The sequence below is a fragment of the Streptomyces sp. NPDC051064 genome, from assembly GCF_044455985.1.
Lineage (GTDB): Bacteria > Actinomycetota > Actinomycetes > Streptomycetales > Streptomycetaceae > Streptomyces.
Genome location: NZ_JBITFK010000014.1, coordinates 1 through 15,618 on the forward strand (window position 1 = coordinate 1; position 15,618 = coordinate 15,618).

Sequence of the window (15,618 nt, forward strand, 5' to 3'; positions counted from 1 at the left end):
GGCGGGGCGGGGGGGGGGGGGGGGGGGGGCCGCGCCGCCCCCGGCCCGCGGGGGGGGGGGGGGGGGGGGGGGGGGGGGGGGGGGGGGGGGGGGGGGGGGCGCCCCCCCCCCCCCGCCACCGGTCAGCTGGTGGGGAAGCTGTCAGGAGTGCTGATCCGGTTCTTGAGCAGTGCCCCGGACTCGGTGAGCACGCCACCGCTGCTGTAGTCACCGCCGCCGCAGGTGCCGGGCCGGAACGCCGCGCTGCTCTCGGGGGCGTCGGAGTAGGTCCAGTTCGCGTAGCTGATCTTCAGCCGGTCGAGCAGGTCCAGCCAGGCCGTGGTGCTCGCCTGGTCCATGGCTCCGCCGCCGGTGGCGGTCACGGTGCCGAACTCGGTGACGAACAAGGGAAGTTGCGAGGCGGCGCGGCTCAGCGTCGAGCGGTAGGAGTCCTTGTGGCTCGCGGCGTAGAAGTGGAACGTGTACATGATGTTGGACGCGTTGACGGGGTTGTTGACGACCTCGCTCTCGTTGGAGCCGTCCGAGACCCCGAGCGAGGACCAGCCGCGGGTGCCGACGATGACGACCGCGTCCGGGTCGGCGGCACGGACCACCGGGATGACCTGCTCGGCGTAGCGCTTGATGCCCGACCAGCTCACGCCGTTGGGCTCGTTGGCGATCTCGTAGATCACGTTCTTCTTGTCCGCGTTGCGGGCGGCGACGGACGCGAAGAACGTCTTCGCGCGGTCGAGGTTGTAGTTCGGGTCACCCGGCGTCAGGGTGTGGAAGTCGATCAAGGCGTACATGCCGCGGGCCTCGGCCATGTCGACGAGCTCGTTCACGCGGGCGGTGAAGCCCGCCGGGTCGGTCTCGTAGCCGTCCTCCTGGACGTACATGGAGATGCGCAGCAGGTCCGACTTCCAGACGTTCGCCAGGGCGTCCAGGGACGCGGCGTCGTAGCAGGCGTCGAACCACTGGATGCCGTGCGTGCTCATGCCCCGCAGCTGGATGGGGCGGTCGTGCTCGTTGCACAGGTTCACGCCGCAGACGTGAAGCTGACCGTTGACATCCACGGGGGTGCCGTCGACGTCCGGGGCCGGGCCGGGCGGGGGCTCTTCGAGGGAGCCCGTGCAGGCGACGCCGTTGAGTGTGAACGCGGTGGGCTTCGGGTTGGCGCCCGTGAAGGTGCCCGAGAATCCCAGGTCGGTCGTCGCGCCGGTGGCCAGCGTGCGGTTCCAGTCGACGCCGACGGCGGTGACCGCGGAGCCGGACTGCGACCAGGTGGCGTTCCAGCCCTGGGCGACCTTCTGGCCGGCGTCCGGCATGGCGAACGCGAGCGTCCAGCCACTGGTCGGGGCGCCCAGGTTGGTGACCTTCACTCCGGCCTGGAAGCCGCCCTGCCACTGGCTGGCGACGGTGTACTCGACCTTGCAGCCGGTGGCGGCAGCCGCCTCCTGGGAGCCGAGTGCTGCCGTGAGGCCCAGGACTGTCGCGCAGGTCGCCAGTAAGGCGAGTAGGCGTTTCATAGCGTTCCTCCTCGTGCGAAGCGGAAACAGTGGGGGGTGGGAGCGCTCCCAAGGTCCATCGGGCCGAGACCGTACACGGTGCGCCGAGGCGCGTACAGACATCCGACCGGCTTCGGTGAGGAGCGGTACGTAGGCAGCGGTTACGGCATGGCGGCGAGCTGGGAAGACGTGTCAGGCCCAGGAGGATGTGCCGTGAACGGTGTCGGCCGACTGCACGGGGCACCCCATGAGGTCCACGGCCGCCAGCACGGCACGGCGCGCCGCCGCGCTGTCGGCGGGCGGGAACGCGACCCGGAGCTGATGGCCGTAGGCCGACTCGTACGTCAGGAGCCAGCCGGCGCCGTCCACGGCGAAGTGGTCCTGCCGCCGGCCGTCGTGCTCGTAGCCGCCGCGGTCCGACGTGGGGGCGAGCGCGTCCCGCAGGATCTTCAGGCGTTCGGTGTACGGGCGGGCCCCCTCGCCCAGGCGTACGTACACGTGGTCGAGCTGGACGGCGGGGTCGAACCAGGGGGCCGGCTCCGGATCGTGGTGCAGGAGCTGGGACGGGATGCGGCGGCTCGTCACACCGTCGAGGAACGCGCCGGCCCCGCAGTCGAACCGCTCGTAGTCGTCGTCCCGTGACCAGATCACCACCGGCCAGGATTCGGGAGGCCCTTCGGTCAGCCAGCAGACGTGCGCCGCGCTCTCCGTCACCGCCCAGGCGAGCAGCCCGCCGGGCTCCGGGAAGAGCGGGTAGGGGTAGTACTCGGGGCAGAGGTCGCGCAGCGGACCGTAGTCGTCCAGGAGGTCCGCCGTGAGCGGGACCGGGTTGTCGTCACCGAACGGGGTGCACAGACACAGCGCACCCCAGAAGTCCCCGCGTCCGTACGTCGCGACCAGCTGCTTGTAGTCCTCCGGCAGCCGGGTGCCCAGCGCCTTCTCCGCCTCGGACCAGTCACCGTGGCCGTCGACCGCCACGGCGGGCGGCCGCACCCGTTCGGCGATGCGGGCGAGGGAGCTCTGCGGGTCGGTCATGCGCGCACCGTCAGGTGGTGGAGGCGACGAACGCGGCCCAGGCGGCCGGGGGCACGGTGAGGACCGGGCCGTCGGTGACCTTGGAGTCGCGGATGTGCACGGCGGCGGGGTGGGCGGAGACCTCGACGCAGTTGCCGCCCTCGCTGCCGCTGTAGCTGGACGTGCGCCAGTCGTAGGCGACTTCGAGACAGTCGCCGCCCTCGCTGCCACTGTGGCTCGACTTGAACCAGGTGAGACCTGTGCCCTGTGCTGCGCGCGTCATGACTCTCCCAGCAGGTCGTCCAGTAGGCGCTTGCTTTCCTCGGGGGAAATCGCCTGCGAACGCAGCATCCCATATTTCTGTTGCAGCACGCTGACCTCGTCGAGGTCGTCGATCAGGACACTGACGCGCTGGCCCTCGATGTACGCCAGCTGGTCGTGGTCAGGGGTCTCCAGTAGCACCATCGGCCCGTCGAGCGCGGCGTGCGTCTCCCGGTTCGTGGGCATGATCTGGAGTCCCAGGAACGGCAGTTCCGCGCAGCGCCGCAGATGCCGGATCTGCTCGCGCAGGACGGATCGGCCGCCTAGAGGCCGCGCCAGAATGGACTCCTCGATCAGGAAGTTGACCATCGGCCGAGGCTTCCGGTCGAACACGCACTGTCGGCCGAGACGACCTGTGAGGCGCTCCTCCAAATCATCTTCCTCCAAGGGCGGGTAGAGGCTCGCGAAGACGGCGCGTGCGTACTTCTCCGTCTGCAACAGCCCGGGTACCACCTGGTTCTGGTACGACAGCAGCGTCACCGCCTCCTGCTCGTACTCCACGAAGTCCTGCACGAACGCCGGGAACCGCTCCTTCTGCGGCACCTTCGCCACCGCGACCCCCAACGCCCCCTTGGTGTCGAGCAGTTCGTCGAGCTGCGTCGCGAAGTCCGCCTGGAGGGCCCGGCGGCCCTGCTCGATCGAGGCGATCGTGTCCTCGCCCACGCAGAACCGGTCGGCCAGCGACGTCTGCGTCAGCCCGGCCGCGCGCCGGAACGCGGCCAGCTGCGCTCCGATGACATGCCAGGACGTGACCCGCTTGTTCCTCTTCACCGAGTGCATGCCGTGCCTTTCCCTGTACGCGAGCCCCGCCGGACCCGTCAGCGCTCGTACAAACGCGGTGTACGACCTGACGCGGTGCCCCACAGTAGTGACGTTCTGTGACAGTCGTGCCGTGAATGAATCAACGCAACTGGCCTCCTTCCGCGAGGCGTTCTACCGCCGCGAGCGCAGGTCGATCCCCCTCGCGCGCCAGTTCGTCCGCGAGGCGCTGCTCGACTGGGCGTGCGAGGTGGACCTGGACGACGTACTGCTCTGCGTGAGCGAGCTGGCGACCAACGCGCTGGTCCACGGAGTCCCGCCCGGGAGGGGTTTCCGGGTGCAGCTCACCTGGGGGAGCGTGCTCCGGATCGAGGTGCACGACAGCGGGGGCGGTGTGGTCCAGGGGTCCGCGCACCCCGTGCCCCTCGCCGAGTACGGGCGCGGGCTCGCGCTGGTCGGTGCGCTCGCCGACGCATGGGGGGTGGGGGAGCGGGATCCTGGGAAGACCGTGTGGTGCGAGTTTGCTGGTTCAGCAAGCAGGTTTGTCGAATCACCGTCGCGCGCGCACCATCTTCCGTAACAGGAGGTGTTCCGCATGAGCGAGACGAACCAGCGGTACGACGTAGTGGTGATCGGCGGTGGGGCGGCCGGGCTGAGCGGGGCGCTCGCGCTGTCCCGGGCGCGGCGTTCCGTGCTTGTGATCGACGCGGGCAGCCCGCGCAACGCCCCCGCGTCCCACGCGCACAACTACCTGGGTCGGGAGGGCGTCCCGCCCCTGGAGCTGCTGGCCATCGGCAGGGCCGAGGCGGCGGACTACGGCGCCGAGATCGTCCAGGGCAACGTCGTCTCGGCCGAGAAGCTGTCCGACGGCTTCCGCGTCGTGCAGGAGGACGGGAACGCCGTCCACGCCCGCCGCCTGCTCGTGACCACCGGGATCGTCGACGAGCTGCCGGCCGTGGAGGGCCTGGCCGAGCGCTGGGGCGGCGAGGTGCTGCACTGCCCGTACTGCCACGGGTGGGAGGTGCGGGACAGGCCGGTCGGCATTCTGGCGAGCAGCCCCATGGCCGTGCACCACGCGCTGCTCTGGCGGCAGTGGACCGACGACGTGGTGCTGTTCCGGCACGAGCAGCCCGACTTCAGTGACGAGGAGTACGAGCAGTTCGCCGCGCGGGGCATCTCGGTGGTGGACGGCGAGGTGGAAGCGCTGGAGGTGGCCGACGACCGGCTCACCGGTGTGCGGCTGGCCGGGGGCACGGTGATCCCGCGCGAGGCGCTCGTGGTCCAGCCCCGCTTCACCGCGCGGTCGGCGGTCCTGGAGAGCCTCGGCCTGGTGCCGACCGAGATGACGATGGGCGACCAGGTCATCGGCACCTACATCGCTGCCGACCCCGCAGGGGCCACCGATGTGCCCGGGGTCTGGGTGGCCGGTAACGTCGCCAACCTCATGGAGCAGGTCGTCGGAGCCGCCGCAGCCGGGCTGAAGGCGGCCTCGATGATCAACATGGACCTCGTCACCGAGGACACCCGCCGCGCGGTCGACGCCCGCCGCGTCCCCTTCTCGGCCGAGGCCGAGCGCCAGGTCACCGAGCGTGTGCTCGGGGACCGCCGTCACGGACTTCAGGAGACCTCACGATGACCACCGACAGCACCCGTACCGACGCCGAGATGTGGGACGACCGGTACCGCGAAAGCGACCGCATCTGGAGCGGGAACCCCAACGTCGCCCTCGTCCGTGAAGTGGAGGGCCTCAAGCCGGGCCGCGCCCTCGACCTGGGGTGCGGCGAGGGCGCCGACGCGGTCTGGCTCGCCCGGTGGGGCTGGCAGGTCACCGCCACGGACATCTCGCGGGTCGCCCTGGAGCGGGCGGCGGGTCACGCGGCCGAGGCCGATGTCGCCGACCGGATCGACTGGCAGTGGCACGACCTGGGGGCATCGTTCCCCGAGGGGGAGTACGACCTGGTCTCCGCCCAGTTCCTGCACTCGATGGGAGACCTGCCGCGCGAGGAGATCCTGCGCAGGGCCGCCAGGGCCGTCGCACCCGGCGGCGTACTCCTGATCGTCGGGCACGCCGGCTTCCCCTCGTGGGAGCACGACCACCCGGACATGGAGCTGCCCACGACGGACGAGGTTCTCGCCTCGCTCGAACTGCCGGAGGGGGAGTGGGAGGTGCTGCTCAGCGAGGAGCACGAGCGGATCCAGAACGACCCCGAAGGCAACCCCACCACCCGCACGGACAACGCGCTGAAGGTCCGCCGTAAGTCAGGCCGCTGACGCCGAGCGCCCGCCGTCCTCCCCGGGAGGGGAGAGCCGGCGGGCGCGCTCGGTTCGGGAGGGTCAGGCCTGCGGGGCAGCCTTGATGGCGGAGATGTCGAAGGTCAGCTTGACCTTGTCGCTGACCATCACGCCGCCGGTCTCCAGCGCCGCGTTCCAGGTCAGGCCCCAGTCGGAGCGCAGGATGCTGGTGCTGCCCTCGAAGCCGACGCGCTCGTTGCCGTAGACGTCGGTGGCGGAGCCGTTGAACTCCAGGTCGATGGAGAGCGGGCGGGTGACGTCCTTGATCGTGAGGTCGCCGGTGACGCGGTAGGTGTCGCCGCCCAGCTGCTCGGCCTGCGTGGAGCGGAACGCCATGAGGGGGAACTTCTCGGCGTCGAAGAAGTCGCCGCTGACCAGGTGGCCGTCGCGGTCGGGGATGCCGGTGTCCACGCTGGCGATCTTGACGTCGATGGAGGCGGAGGAGTTGGCCGGGTCGGAGCCGTCCAGCACCAGCGTGCCCTCGTGCTCACCGAAGGAGCCGCGCACGTTGGTGACCATGGCGTGACGCACGGTGAAACCGATGCTGCTGTGGGCCGGGTCGATCGTGTACGTGCCGGTCAGCGCGGCCAGCGCGGGGTCCACCGCGGGGGTGGCGGCGGCGGTCGGGGCGTCGTTGTTCTTGCGGTTGAACAGAGCCATGGCTCCTCCTCGGGGGACGGATTCAGACGAGTGGCTGTCGAAGCGTTGATTTAACCTTCAACGAGTTCGACTGTAGACCCATCTTGTTCAAAGTTCAACATCAAGGGTCCAGGCCGGTCCGGAAATCGCGGAAGGTCTGGCGGGCGCCTCGGTCGCCCCCTGGCGGACGCGCGTAGAGCTGGGGCACTATCTCCCTGCCCGTAATTGTCATGAGCAGGAGGACTCCCCATGCTGACCCGCCCCCGACTCCGCTCGGCCCTCACCGCTCTCGCCCTCGTCCTCGGCGCGCTCTTCGCGCCCGGCGTCGGCGTCCTCGGCGGCGGCGCCACCGAGGCGCACGCCGTCACCAAGCTGACCCACTCCCAGGCGACCTCCCGCTTCATCTCGTCCGGGATCACCTGGTCGTCCTCGGGTGGCTGCTCCGACCGGAACGTCTCCACCTGCACATCCTTCGACCAGCTCAACCTGACCAGCGCCCAGGGCGCCCAGACCCTGAAGAGCGCCACGGGCTGCGCCCTGAACATCACCGGGGGCACCGAGACCGGGCACGCCAGTGGCACGTACTCGCACTGGAACGGCTACAAGCTCGACTTCGGCAAGAGCACCTGCCTGACCAACTACGTGAAGGGCGTGTTCAGTTACATCGGCCTGCGCGGCGACGGCGCCCCGCAGTACAAGTCCGGCTCCGGCAACATCTACGCCGACGAGGGCAACCACTGGGACGTGACGTACTACAACTGCGGCGGCTGCTGACCTCACGCGCACAGGCCCGGCCCCGTACGCGGAGGTGCCCCCGTCCGGCCGGACGGGGGCACCTCCGCGTACGGGGCCGACCGGAATCAGACCTGCGGCTTCAGCGCCGGCCCGAGCGAGGCGAACTTCTCCTTGCTGACGACCCGGCGCGGCGGCCAGGTGATGTTCTCCGGCGGCCAGCTCTGGCCCGTCTTCTTCAGGAACCAGGCGGGCGGCTCGTACATCGGCGGCTCGTAGCCCTCCGGCAGCGCTGTCTTCCAGGTCAGCCCCTTGGTCCGCTTCTCGAACTCCTCCTTGACCCCGCGCAGGAGCTCCGGCTTCACGAGGAGGTCGACAGCCGTGGCCGCCAGATAGGCCGCGGCGGCCTTGATCGCCGCGTGGGCGGGTGCCGATCCCGCGCAGGAGGCGGTCGACCAGGTGTGCATCTTCGACCCGATGGGAGCCACGGCCGCGCCCATGGAGACGGTCGGCACCTGCCAGCTGATATCGGCCACATCGGTGGAACCGCCGCCCAGGAAGACCGGGTTGGGCGGCGTCAGCTCACCGACCTTGTCGTGCAGTCCGCTCTCCGGCAGCCCCAGCGAGCTCTGGAGCTCCTTGGCCAGGCGCTGGGCGTCCTCGGAGAAGACCGGGGGCCCGATCTGCCGCATGTTGTCGTACATCAGCTCGGCGAACGCCTTGGAGGGGAGCTGGTTCCAGCACGCCGAGGTGATCCGGTGCCGCACCGACGTGCGGCTGGCGGTCGCGGCGGCCTCCGAGACGGCGATGACCTTGTCCAGCAGCGAGGTGACCCGCTCGACGCTGCCCTCACGGACGTAGTAGGAGATCTCCGCGATCTCCGGCGTCACATTGGGGATGTCGCCGCCGTTGTTGATCACCCAGTGCAGCCGCGCCGAGGGGGCCATGCTCTCCTCGCGGAGGAACTCCGACATGGTCGCCATCATCACGGCCGCGTCCAGCGCGCTCTTGTTGCCGAGCGGGGTGCCGCCGTGGCCGGCGACACCGAGGAAGGTGAAGGTGACGGCCGTCATCGCGTTCGAGGTGCCCCAGCCGGTGGCGTTGCCGGTGGAGGGGTGCCAGTCGAGGAAGGCGTCGAGGCCGTCGTAGGCGCCCTGGCTGACGGCGTACGTCTTGCCGATCAGCTGCTCCTCCGCGGTGGAGCCGAAGAACTTCACCGTCACGTCGAGCTTGTGGCGCCGGGACGCCTCCGCGACGGCCGCGGCGGCAGCCGCCGCAGCGGTCCCGAGTGCGCAGTGGCCGCAGCCGTGCCCGGCCCCGTAACCCGGGGCGAACGGGTCGTGGACGTACTCCTTCGGGTCGTGCTCGCCCACCCCCTTGTTCTGGGACAGGCCGGGAAGGGCGTCGTACTCGCCGCTGAAACCGATGACGGGGCCGCCCTTGCCCCGGGTGTACGTGGCGGTGAAGGCGGTCGGGAAGCCGGCCGTGCCGAACTCGACGTCGAAGCCCGCCTTGCGCAGGAAGTCGGCCTCGGCGAGGGAGGAGTTCCACTCCCGCAGGCTCAGCTCCGCGTGCTCCCAGATCTCGTCGTTCAGGCCGTTGATCCGGGACGCGTTCCGCTCGATCCAGCCCAGCGCCGTCCGCTTGGCCGCCGAGTCCTGGGCGAGCCCCTCGGGCGGGGTGTACGAGGCGGCCTCCACCGCTCCGCCGGCGGCCTCGTCCGAGGCCGCCGCCATCGCCGGATCGGCGGTCGCGCCCATCGCCGTGGTGGCTATTCCGGCGGCCCCGAGCATCTGCATGATCCGGCGGCGGCTCAGCCCGTCGCCCGTGTGTACCGCATGGTCGTGGTCGCTGGGGTCGTGCAGGTCACACACGGGCGCCTCCGGGTCCGATGGCATGTACAAGTACAGTGCCCGGCACTCTCCATTCCGGTTGTTGCGAAGTCAATAGGCCCGGATGTCGCCGGAGTTACGCGTTGCGTACCGGCACCTGTGTATGCGGACGACCAGGGTTCGCAGCCCTCCGGGGCGAGCGGCGGGGAAGAAGCCGCCGCCGCGCACGGATACGGTGCGGGCCGGCGCGGCGAGGGCACCGGCCTGCCGGTGAGAATCCGTCCTCACGTCATCGCGACGACGACCTTGCCGGCCTTCGCACGGCCCTTCTCGACGTACTCGATGGCCGCCGGGGTCTCGCGAACGGGAAGACGCGGTCGACGACCGGCCGGATCTTCCCGGCGTCCACGAGCGCCGCGAGTTCCCGCAGCTGGTCGCCGTCGGCCTTCATGAACAGGAACGTGTACGTCACCCCGTGGCGCTCGGCGCGACGCCGGGTCCTGAAGCTCAGGGCGCTCACCGCCAGTCGGAGAATCGCGTTGGCGCCCAGCTCGCGGGCGAAGCCGGGGTCGGGAGGGCCTGCGATGCTGATGACTTTCCCGCCCTGCTTGAGTACCCGCAGGGACTTCTTGAGCGTCTCGCCGCCGAGGGTGTCCAGGACGACGTCGTAGCCGTCTAGGACTGTCTCGAAAGCCTGCTTCCGGTAGTCGACGACGACGTCCGCGCCGAGTTCCTTCATCAGGGCGACCTTGGCCGTGCTCGCGGTGGTGGCCACGTGCGCGCCCAGTTGCTTCGCCAGTTGCACGGCGATGGTGCCGACGCCGCCGGACCCCGCGTGGACCAGGACCCTCTGGCCAGGTTGCAACTGAGCTCGCTCCACGAGCGCCTGCCATGCGGTCAGGGCGACCAGGGGAAGGGATGCGGCCTCCTCCATGGTCAGCCCGGCCGGTTTGACCGCCACGTCGTCCTGCTGGACGGCGATGAGCTCGGCGAACGTGCCGATGCGGTCCTTGTCGGGCCGGGCGTAGACCTCGTCACCCACCGTGAAGCGCGTGACTGCTGATCCCACCCGCACCACCACACCCGCGAGGTCGTTGCCCAGGACGAGCGGGAGACGGTACGGCAGGAGCGCCTTGAGGTCCCCGTCACGGAGCTTGAGGTCCAGCGGGTTGATGCTCGCCGCGTGGATCCGGACGAGAACGTCGGCGGCTCCCACCTGCGGGTCGGGCATCTCGCCGGCGCGCACTCCGGCCCTGTCGCCGTAGCGCTCGATCATGAAGGTCTTCATCGTCGTCGCCGTCCTCCGTCCGCGAAGGCAAAGGCGTCTCCGCCCGTCCCGCGCCTCATGCCGCGTCAGGCGAAGCGGCGAGGCTCTGCTTGACGTACCGGGTGGTCTCGTCGGCGAGGATCTCGGACATGCCCGTCTCGATGCCGTCCAGGGCCTGTGCCGCGACCCCGGCGGGGGCGGCCTTCTGGTCGGCCGGAACGCCCGCTGCCATGTCGGTGTCCATGTATCCGACGTGCAGCGCCGAGACGGCGATGCCGCGGGGCGCCAGTTCCTCCCGGGCCGCGTCGGTCAGGGCCCATGCCGCGGCCTTCGCCGCGGCGTAGGACCCGAGGCCCGCCGGGTGCAGCCAGGACAGGACGGACAGCACGTTGAGCACGGCGCCGCCGCCGTTGCCCTCGATGACGGGGGCGAAGGCCCGCGTCACGGCGAGCGGACCGAAGAAGTTCGTCTCCATCTCCAGGCGCACCGCGTCCAGGTGACCCGCGATCAGCGGCGTCGCGGTGGAGATGCCGGCATTGTTCACCAGCAGGGTCGCGTCGGAGGCGATGCGGGCCGCGGCCCGGATCGATTCCTCGTCCGTCATGTCCAGCCGCAGCGGAGTGACGCCCGGCAGGTCCACCGTCTCGGGGCGGCGGGCCGCCGCGTACACCGTTGCTCCGCGTTCCACGAGCTGTGCGGCCAGATGCCGCCCGAGCCCCCGGTTGGCACCGGTCACCACCGCGACCGCGTCCTTCAGTTCCATGTCTGCTCCCAGCGTTGCGGGCGTCGAGCGCCATTAGATGATGAGGGTAATCTAAACATGGCCTAGAATAGATTTCAACCGACATCAAACAGTGAGGTGGCTGATGGGCCGCGTATCGCAGGCGCAAGCGGAGGAGAACCGCCGCCGGGTCGTGGAGACCGCGTCCCGGTTGTTCCGGGAACAGGGCACCCACGTCAGCGTGGCCGACCTCATGAAGGCGGCCGGGCTGACCCATGGCGGCTTCTACAAGCAGTTCGCCTCCAAGGAGGCACTCGTCGACGAAGCCACCGCTCACGCGTTCGACGAACTCGGCCGGCTCCGCAACGAAGGGCTCGAGCGGAACGGCGGGCGGCGTGACGCCGCCCAGCGGGCGCTGATCGACACCTATCTCTCCGTCGAGCACCGTGACAGTGCGGCGGACGGGTGCCCCGCTGCCGGACTCGTCACCGACATGGCCCGTGAATCCGGGGCTCCCGGGGCTCGCCGCGCGTACACCGAGGGGGTGGGTGATTTCGCCGCATGGCTCGCCACCGATGACCAGGAGGGCATCACCCGGCTGTGCACCATGCTCGGCGCACTCGTCCTGGCCCGGGCCACCAAGGGCTCCCCGGTCTCCGAGGAGATCCTCACCACCGCGCGCGCGGCGCTGACGGCAGCCGGCTGAGCGGAGGTGTGGTGCCGGTTGGTACGCGGCGGGAACGGGCCCGGTTCGTCCCGGCTGTACGTACGCTTCTCGGCGAAGGCGCTGCTCGTCCGGCAGAACCGCCCCGCCGGCCGCGCACAGCGGCCGACGGGGCGGGTTGCGTGTGGGGTCAGGAGCCCACGCTCACCGTGAAGCGGCGGGGGTTGCCGTCGTGCGCCGCCCCCGACACGTCCGGCTCGCCGTCCGGGCGTACGTCGTCGTAGGGGAAGGCGTAGCCGATCGGGGAGTTCGCGTGGACGACGCGCGACCAGTGGTTCGTCACCGCGCCCTTGTAGTAGTCCGCCACCGATGTGCCGTTCGGCTGGCTGGGGTGGCTGAGCATGATCGAGCGGTTGAAGCCCGCCGCGATCCTGGCCAGCAGGGCCTTCTTGTCGTCGGAGTCCCCGGGGTTGTTGGTGAAGGGACCGTGGTTGCAGGTGAAGATGTCCTTCGAGGCCGGCTTGACGAACGTGTGGCCGCCCTCGAACGTCAGGGTGTCGCCGCTGACCCGGCCGGCGAGCGTGCCCCGGCCCCCCTGCAGATCGATCCGCAGGTCGGTGGAGCGGTACTTCTCCCAGACCTCGTCGATCTGCGCGGTGAACAGATCACGGAACGGCATCTCGGCGGGGCGGTCGAAGAACGGCGCCATCAGGTTCTGCGGCGAGATGACCCGCAGGACCTGTCCGTCCGAGCCGCGGGTGACCAGCTTGTCCCAGGGCTGCCCGTCGGAGGCCGCCTGGGCCGTGAGGTCGTCGGCGATGCGCTGGACCGCGCCGTCGGGGAGCGGGGCCACCGTGTGCGTGGCGTCGCCCTCGAGGGTCAGCCCGATCGGCAGCGCCGTCACCAGGTCGACGTAGCTGATGTTCGCGTACAGCTGCTGCGGGTTGAAGGTGAACTCGCAGAACGACCAGGTCCTGCCGTAGTTCGGGTCGGTGGGCGTCGCGAAGGCCGGCTCGACCAGGGACGGGCCCGGGTTGAGGTAGAAGTCCAGCTTGTCGTCGCGCACGAAGTAGACCCGCGCCCCGTACATCTGGGGCAGGGTCAGGACGACCGGGCCCCCGCCCGCGGCCTTCAGCGGGATGGCGCAGTCGACCGGCAGCGGGGTCTGCGGTGCGCCGGGGGAGTCGGGGCGGTAGACGCCGCCGTCGGGGCGCAGGAGCACCCAGCGGTCCGAGCCCTGCTCGTGGCCGGTGACATAGGCGTGCACGGTGCCGGGCAACGAGCGGTTCTCCAGGGCCAGTTCACACGTCGCGGGGGCGGCCGACGTACGCGGACTCAGGGTGCTGCCCCAGAGGGGGTAGGCGAGCGCGGTCGCGGAGGCGGCGGCGCCCGTCAGGAACATTCTGCGCGAAATCACGGAGGAACTCCCGAGGTGTGGGGGGACGCGGACGGGGATCAGGGGTGGTGCGGGGAGGTGGAGAGGTGGGGCCGTCTGCGGTGCGCACCACTCTCGCGACGGCTCCGGTGAGCGTCAAGAGTCAGGACTGAGAGCGCTCTCAGAAAGTTGCCGTTCTTCACAACTCGACGCCTGGGAACGGCTTTTGGCCACGCCTGGTCCCTCGCCGTGCGCGTGGAGTGAACAGGTGTTGAACGCGGCCGCCGCCGGAGCCCCGGCGCCGGGGGTGCCCCGGGTGGTCGGGCGGGTGCCGCCTCGCTCGCCCCTCGGGGGATGTGAAACTGTGGCACCGGAGCCTGCCTCCGTGACTGGAATCCGGCGCCGGCCCCCCTGCCATTCCGGTGGGTCCGGTCGCCCGCCCCGGTGGATCCGCGGCGTGGCGCGCGGAGCGGTGTGTGGCCGGGGCCACATTCCGCGCTTTGTCGAAGCCCTACAACGCGGAAGCCCTGTGAGCTGGCAGATGGGATGCATGGTGCACCGCTTCTGTCAGGTGCCACCAGGAAACCGGGCAGGAGACTGTTCGGTGTGGACGGCAGGAATTACGCGGTCGGCTTCGTAGGGTCGACGTATGACCGTTGTGGACGAAATCGCGGGCGAGCCGAGTGACACGCGTGGCCGGGTGGCCGAACTGCTGGCACTGCGTGAGCAGGCCCGGCGCGGACCGAGCGACCGGGCGACCGAGGCGCAGCACGCCAAGGGCAAGCTGACGGCGCGCGAGCGGATCGAGCTGCTGCTGGACGAGGGGTCGTTCAAGGAGGTCGAGCAGCTGCGCCGGCACCGGGCGACCGGCTTCGGCCTGGAGGCCAAGAAGCCGTACACCGACGGTGTCATCACCGGCTGGGGCACGGTCGACGGCCGGACGGTCTTCGTCTACGCGCACGACTTCCGGATCTTCGGCGGCGCGCTGGGCGAGGCCCACGCCACGAAGATCCACAAGATCATGGACATGGCCATCTCGGCCGGTGCCCCGCTGGTCTCGCTGAACGACGGCGCCGGAGCCCGTATCCAGGAGGGCGTCAGCGCGCTCGCCGGCTACGGCGGGATCTTCCAGCGCAACACCCGGGCCTCCGGTGTCATCCCGCAGATCAGCGTGATGCTCGGCCCGTGCGCGGGCGGCGCGGCCTACAGCCCGGCGCTGACCGACTTCGTCTTCATGGTCCGCGAGACCTCGCAGATGTTCATCACCGGACCGGACGTCGTCAAGGCGGTCACCGGCGAGGAGATCACCCAGAACGGCCTCGGCGGCGCCGATGTGCACGCCGAGACCTCGGGCGTCGCGCACTTCGCGTACGACGACGAGGAGACCTGCATCGCCGAGGTCCGCTACCTGATCGGCATGCTCCCGTCCAACAACCGGGAGAACCCGCCCGTCGTAAGGAGCGACGACCCGGCCGACCGGCGCGGCGACGTCCTCCTGGACCTGGTCCCGGCGGACGGCAACCGCCCGTACGACATGCACAAGGTCATCGAGGAGCTCGTCGACGACGGCGACTTCCTGGAGGTCCACGAGCGCTGGGCCCGCAACATCGTCTGCGCCCTGGCCCGGCTCGACGGCCAGGTCGTCGGCATCGTGGCCAACCAGCCGCAGGCGCTGGCCGGTGTCCTGGACATCGAGGCGTCCGAGAAGGCCGCGCGATTCGTCCAGATGTGTGATGCGTTCAACATCCCCATCGTCACTCTGCTGGACGTACCCGGCTTCCTGCCCGGCGTCGATCAGGAGCACGGTGGAATCATTCGGCACGGCGCGAAGCTGCTCTACGCGTACTGCAACGCCACCGTGCCGAGGATCTCGCTGATCCTGCGCAAGGCCTACGGAGGCGCGTACATCGTCATGGACAGCCAGTCCATCGGCGCCGACCTCACCTACGCGTGGCCGACCAACGAGATCGCGGTGATGGGCGCCGAGGGCGCCGCCAACGTCATCTTCCGCCGGCAGATCGCCGACGCCGAGGACCCCGAAGCCATGCGGGCCCGCATGGTCAAGGAGTACAAGGCCGAGCTGATGCACCCCTACTACGCGGCCGAGCGCGGCCTGGTCGACGACGTCATCGACCCCGCCGAGACGCGCGAGGTACTGATCGCCTCGCTCGCGATGCTCCGCAACAAGCACGCAGACCTGCCGTCCCGCAAGCACGGCAACCCTCCGCAGTAGTCGCCGGCCGCAGCGGCGACCCCGCCCACCGTCCGCGACCACTGCCCAGAAGACGGAGACATCCATGAGCGTCACCCCCGCCGATTCGGTCCTTCGCGTCGAGAAGGGCCAGGCCGGCCCCGAGGAGCTCGCCGCCATCACCGCGGTCCTGCTCGCCCGTGCGGCCGCACAGCGCGACGCGCCCGCCCACCGCGGCCGCACCACGGCCGGATGGCGCCGCCTGGAGCGCACCCCCGGCTTCCGCGCCCCGCACAGCTGGCAGGGCTGAGAACGGCCACTGAGGCC

15 protein-coding genes and 1 pseudogene are annotated in these 15,618 nt (G+C 70.4%); 7 read left to right on the top strand and 9 right to left on the bottom strand.

Annotated elements, in window-relative coordinates:
- Positions 1-122: 122 nt before the first annotated feature.
- From ACIBCU_RS35490 to ACIBCU_RS35505, 4 genes are all read right to left on the bottom strand, one after another.
- Complete coding sequence (locus tag ACIBCU_RS35490) at positions 123-1,505, bottom strand: cellulase family glycosylhydrolase (protein WP_399236607.1); 1,383 nt, start codon at positions 1,503-1,505, stop codon at positions 123-125.
- A 171-nt stretch (positions 1,506-1,676) separates the two neighbouring features.
- Positions 1,677-2,519, bottom strand: coding sequence for an SMI1/KNR4 family protein (locus ACIBCU_RS35495; RefSeq protein WP_399236609.1), 843 nt, complete (start codon positions 2,517-2,519; stop codon positions 1,677-1,679).
- A 10-nt stretch (positions 2,520-2,529) separates the two neighbouring features.
- Positions 2,530-2,781, bottom strand: a complete 252-nt coding sequence (locus tag ACIBCU_RS35500) for a DUF397 domain-containing protein (RefSeq protein WP_399236611.1) — start codon at positions 2,779-2,781, stop codon at positions 2,530-2,532.
- The gene (locus tag ACIBCU_RS35505; RefSeq protein WP_399236613.1) at positions 2,778-3,599 is read right to left on the bottom strand and encodes a Scr1 family TA system antitoxin-like transcriptional regulator; all 822 of its coding nucleotides are present in this window, start codon (positions 3,597-3,599) and stop codon (positions 2,778-2,780) included. Before ACIBCU_RS35505 ends, ACIBCU_RS35500 begins: the two co-directional genes overlap by 4 nt.
- A gap of 112 nt (positions 3,600-3,711) precedes the next feature.
- Between ACIBCU_RS35505 and ACIBCU_RS35510 the strand changes: the two genes are divergently transcribed.
- From ACIBCU_RS35510 to ACIBCU_RS35520, 3 genes are read left to right on the top strand one after another with little or no spacing between them, the layout of a single operon-like run.
- Positions 3,712-4,158: an ATP-binding protein gene (locus tag ACIBCU_RS35510; protein WP_399236615.1), complete on the top strand. Its 447-nt coding sequence runs from the start codon at positions 3,712-3,714 to the stop codon at positions 4,156-4,158.
- 15 nt (positions 4,159-4,173) lie between these two features.
- On the top strand, positions 4,174-5,214 hold the full coding sequence (locus ACIBCU_RS35515; RefSeq protein ID WP_362941122.1) for an NAD(P)/FAD-dependent oxidoreductase: 1,041 nt from the start codon (positions 4,174-4,176) through the stop codon (positions 5,212-5,214).
- Positions 5,211-5,849 (top strand): class I SAM-dependent methyltransferase, encoded by a 639-nt coding sequence (locus tag ACIBCU_RS35520; RefSeq protein WP_362941119.1) that lies wholly within the window; start codon positions 5,211-5,213, stop codon positions 5,847-5,849. Before ACIBCU_RS35515 ends, ACIBCU_RS35520 begins: the two co-directional genes overlap by 4 nt.
- Before the next feature lie 63 nt (positions 5,850-5,912).
- Here ACIBCU_RS35520 and ACIBCU_RS35525 read toward each other — a convergent pair whose 3' ends face one another.
- On the bottom strand, positions 5,913-6,530 hold the full coding sequence (locus ACIBCU_RS35525) for a YceI family protein (RefSeq protein ID WP_399236619.1): 618 nt from the start codon (positions 6,528-6,530) through the stop codon (positions 5,913-5,915).
- Positions 6,531-6,758: 228 nt separating this feature from the next.
- Here ACIBCU_RS35525 and ACIBCU_RS35530 point away from each other — a divergent pair, with 228 nt between their 5' ends.
- A complete protein-coding gene (locus tag ACIBCU_RS35530) occupies positions 6,759-7,283 on the top strand; it encodes a hypothetical protein (RefSeq protein WP_362941113.1) in 525 nt (174 codons plus the stop codon).
- An 86-nt stretch (positions 7,284-7,369) separates the two neighbouring features.
- Here the strand turns inward: ACIBCU_RS35530 and ACIBCU_RS35535 are convergent, their stop codons facing one another.
- The 3 genes and pseudogenes from ACIBCU_RS35535 to ACIBCU_RS35545 form a co-directional block, all read right to left on the bottom strand.
- On the bottom strand, positions 7,370-9,139 hold the full coding sequence (locus ACIBCU_RS35535) for an amidohydrolase (protein WP_362941110.1): 1,770 nt from the start codon (positions 9,137-9,139) through the stop codon (positions 7,370-7,372).
- A gap of 218 nt (positions 9,140-9,357) precedes the next feature.
- Positions 9,358-10,361: pseudogene (locus tag ACIBCU_RS35540) on the bottom strand (NADP-dependent oxidoreductase).
- Positions 10,362-10,416: 55 nt separating this feature from the next.
- Positions 10,417-11,103 (bottom strand): SDR family oxidoreductase, encoded by a 687-nt coding sequence (locus ACIBCU_RS35545; RefSeq protein ID WP_362941107.1) that lies wholly within the window; start codon positions 11,101-11,103, stop codon positions 10,417-10,419.
- 103 nt (positions 11,104-11,206) lie between these two features.
- Between ACIBCU_RS35545 and ACIBCU_RS35550 the strand changes: the two genes are divergently transcribed.
- Positions 11,207-11,767, top strand: coding sequence for a TetR/AcrR family transcriptional regulator (locus ACIBCU_RS35550; protein WP_362941104.1), 561 nt, complete (start codon positions 11,207-11,209; stop codon positions 11,765-11,767).
- Between the two features lie 148 nt (positions 11,768-11,915).
- Here the strand turns inward: ACIBCU_RS35550 and ACIBCU_RS35555 are convergent, their stop codons facing one another.
- Complete coding sequence (locus tag ACIBCU_RS35555; protein ID WP_399236733.1) at positions 11,916-13,127, bottom strand: glycoside hydrolase family 64 protein; 1,212 nt, start codon at positions 13,125-13,127, stop codon at positions 11,916-11,918.
- A gap of 622 nt (positions 13,128-13,749) precedes the next feature.
- Here ACIBCU_RS35555 and ACIBCU_RS35560 point away from each other — a divergent pair.
- Both ACIBCU_RS35560 and ACIBCU_RS35565 read left to right on the top strand, forming a co-directional pair.
- The gene (locus tag ACIBCU_RS35560) at positions 13,750-15,333 is read left to right on the top strand and encodes an acyl-CoA carboxylase subunit beta (protein ID WP_362941101.1); all 1,584 of its coding nucleotides are present in this window, start codon (positions 13,750-13,752) and stop codon (positions 15,331-15,333) included.
- A 64-nt stretch (positions 15,334-15,397) separates the two neighbouring features.
- On the top strand, positions 15,398-15,601 hold the full coding sequence (locus tag ACIBCU_RS35565) for an acyl-CoA carboxylase subunit epsilon (protein WP_362941098.1): 204 nt from the start codon (positions 15,398-15,400) through the stop codon (positions 15,599-15,601).
- The last annotated feature ends 17 nt before the right edge of the window (positions 15,602-15,618 follow it).

Bases quoted from the DNA above. Each gene is read 5' to 3' on its own strand.
- ACIBCU_RS35555 (WP_399236733.1), bottom strand. From the start codon at position 13,127: ATGTTCCTGACGGGCGCCGCCGCCTCCGCGACCGCGCTCGCCTACCCC.
- ACIBCU_RS35545 (WP_362941107.1), bottom strand. From the start codon at position 11,103: ATGGAACTGAAGGACGCGGTCGCGGTGGTGACCGGTGCCAACCGGGGG.
- ACIBCU_RS35560 (WP_362941101.1), top strand. From the start codon at position 13,750: ATGACCGTTGTGGACGAAATCGCGGGCGAGCCGAGTGACACGCGTGGC.
- ACIBCU_RS35500 (WP_399236611.1), bottom strand. From the start codon at position 2,781: ATGACGCGCGCAGCACAGGGCACAGGTCTCACCTGGTTCAAGTCGAGC.
- ACIBCU_RS35495 (WP_399236609.1), bottom strand. From the start codon at position 2,519: ATGACCGACCCGCAGAGCTCCCTCGCCCGCATCGCCGAACGGGTGCGG.
- ACIBCU_RS35525 (WP_399236619.1), bottom strand. From the start codon at position 6,530: ATGGCTCTGTTCAACCGCAAGAACAACGACGCCCCGACCGCCGCCGCC.
- ACIBCU_RS35515 (WP_362941122.1), top strand. From the start codon at position 4,174: ATGAGCGAGACGAACCAGCGGTACGACGTAGTGGTGATCGGCGGTGGG.
- ACIBCU_RS35505 (WP_399236613.1), bottom strand. From the start codon at position 3,599: ATGCACTCGGTGAAGAGGAACAAGCGGGTCACGTCCTGGCATGTCATC.
- ACIBCU_RS35550 (WP_362941104.1), top strand. From the start codon at position 11,207: ATGGGCCGCGTATCGCAGGCGCAAGCGGAGGAGAACCGCCGCCGGGTC.
- ACIBCU_RS35530 (WP_362941113.1), top strand. From the start codon at position 6,759: ATGCTGACCCGCCCCCGACTCCGCTCGGCCCTCACCGCTCTCGCCCTC.
- ACIBCU_RS35490 (WP_399236607.1), bottom strand. From the start codon at position 1,505: ATGAAACGCCTACTCGCCTTACTGGCGACCTGCGCGACAGTCCTGGGC.
- ACIBCU_RS35565 (WP_362941098.1), top strand. From the start codon at position 15,398: ATGAGCGTCACCCCCGCCGATTCGGTCCTTCGCGTCGAGAAGGGCCAG.
- ACIBCU_RS35535 (WP_362941110.1), bottom strand. From the start codon at position 9,139: ATGCCATCGGACCCGGAGGCGCCCGTGTGTGACCTGCACGACCCCAGC.
- ACIBCU_RS35520 (WP_362941119.1), top strand. From the start codon at position 5,211: ATGACCACCGACAGCACCCGTACCGACGCCGAGATGTGGGACGACCGG.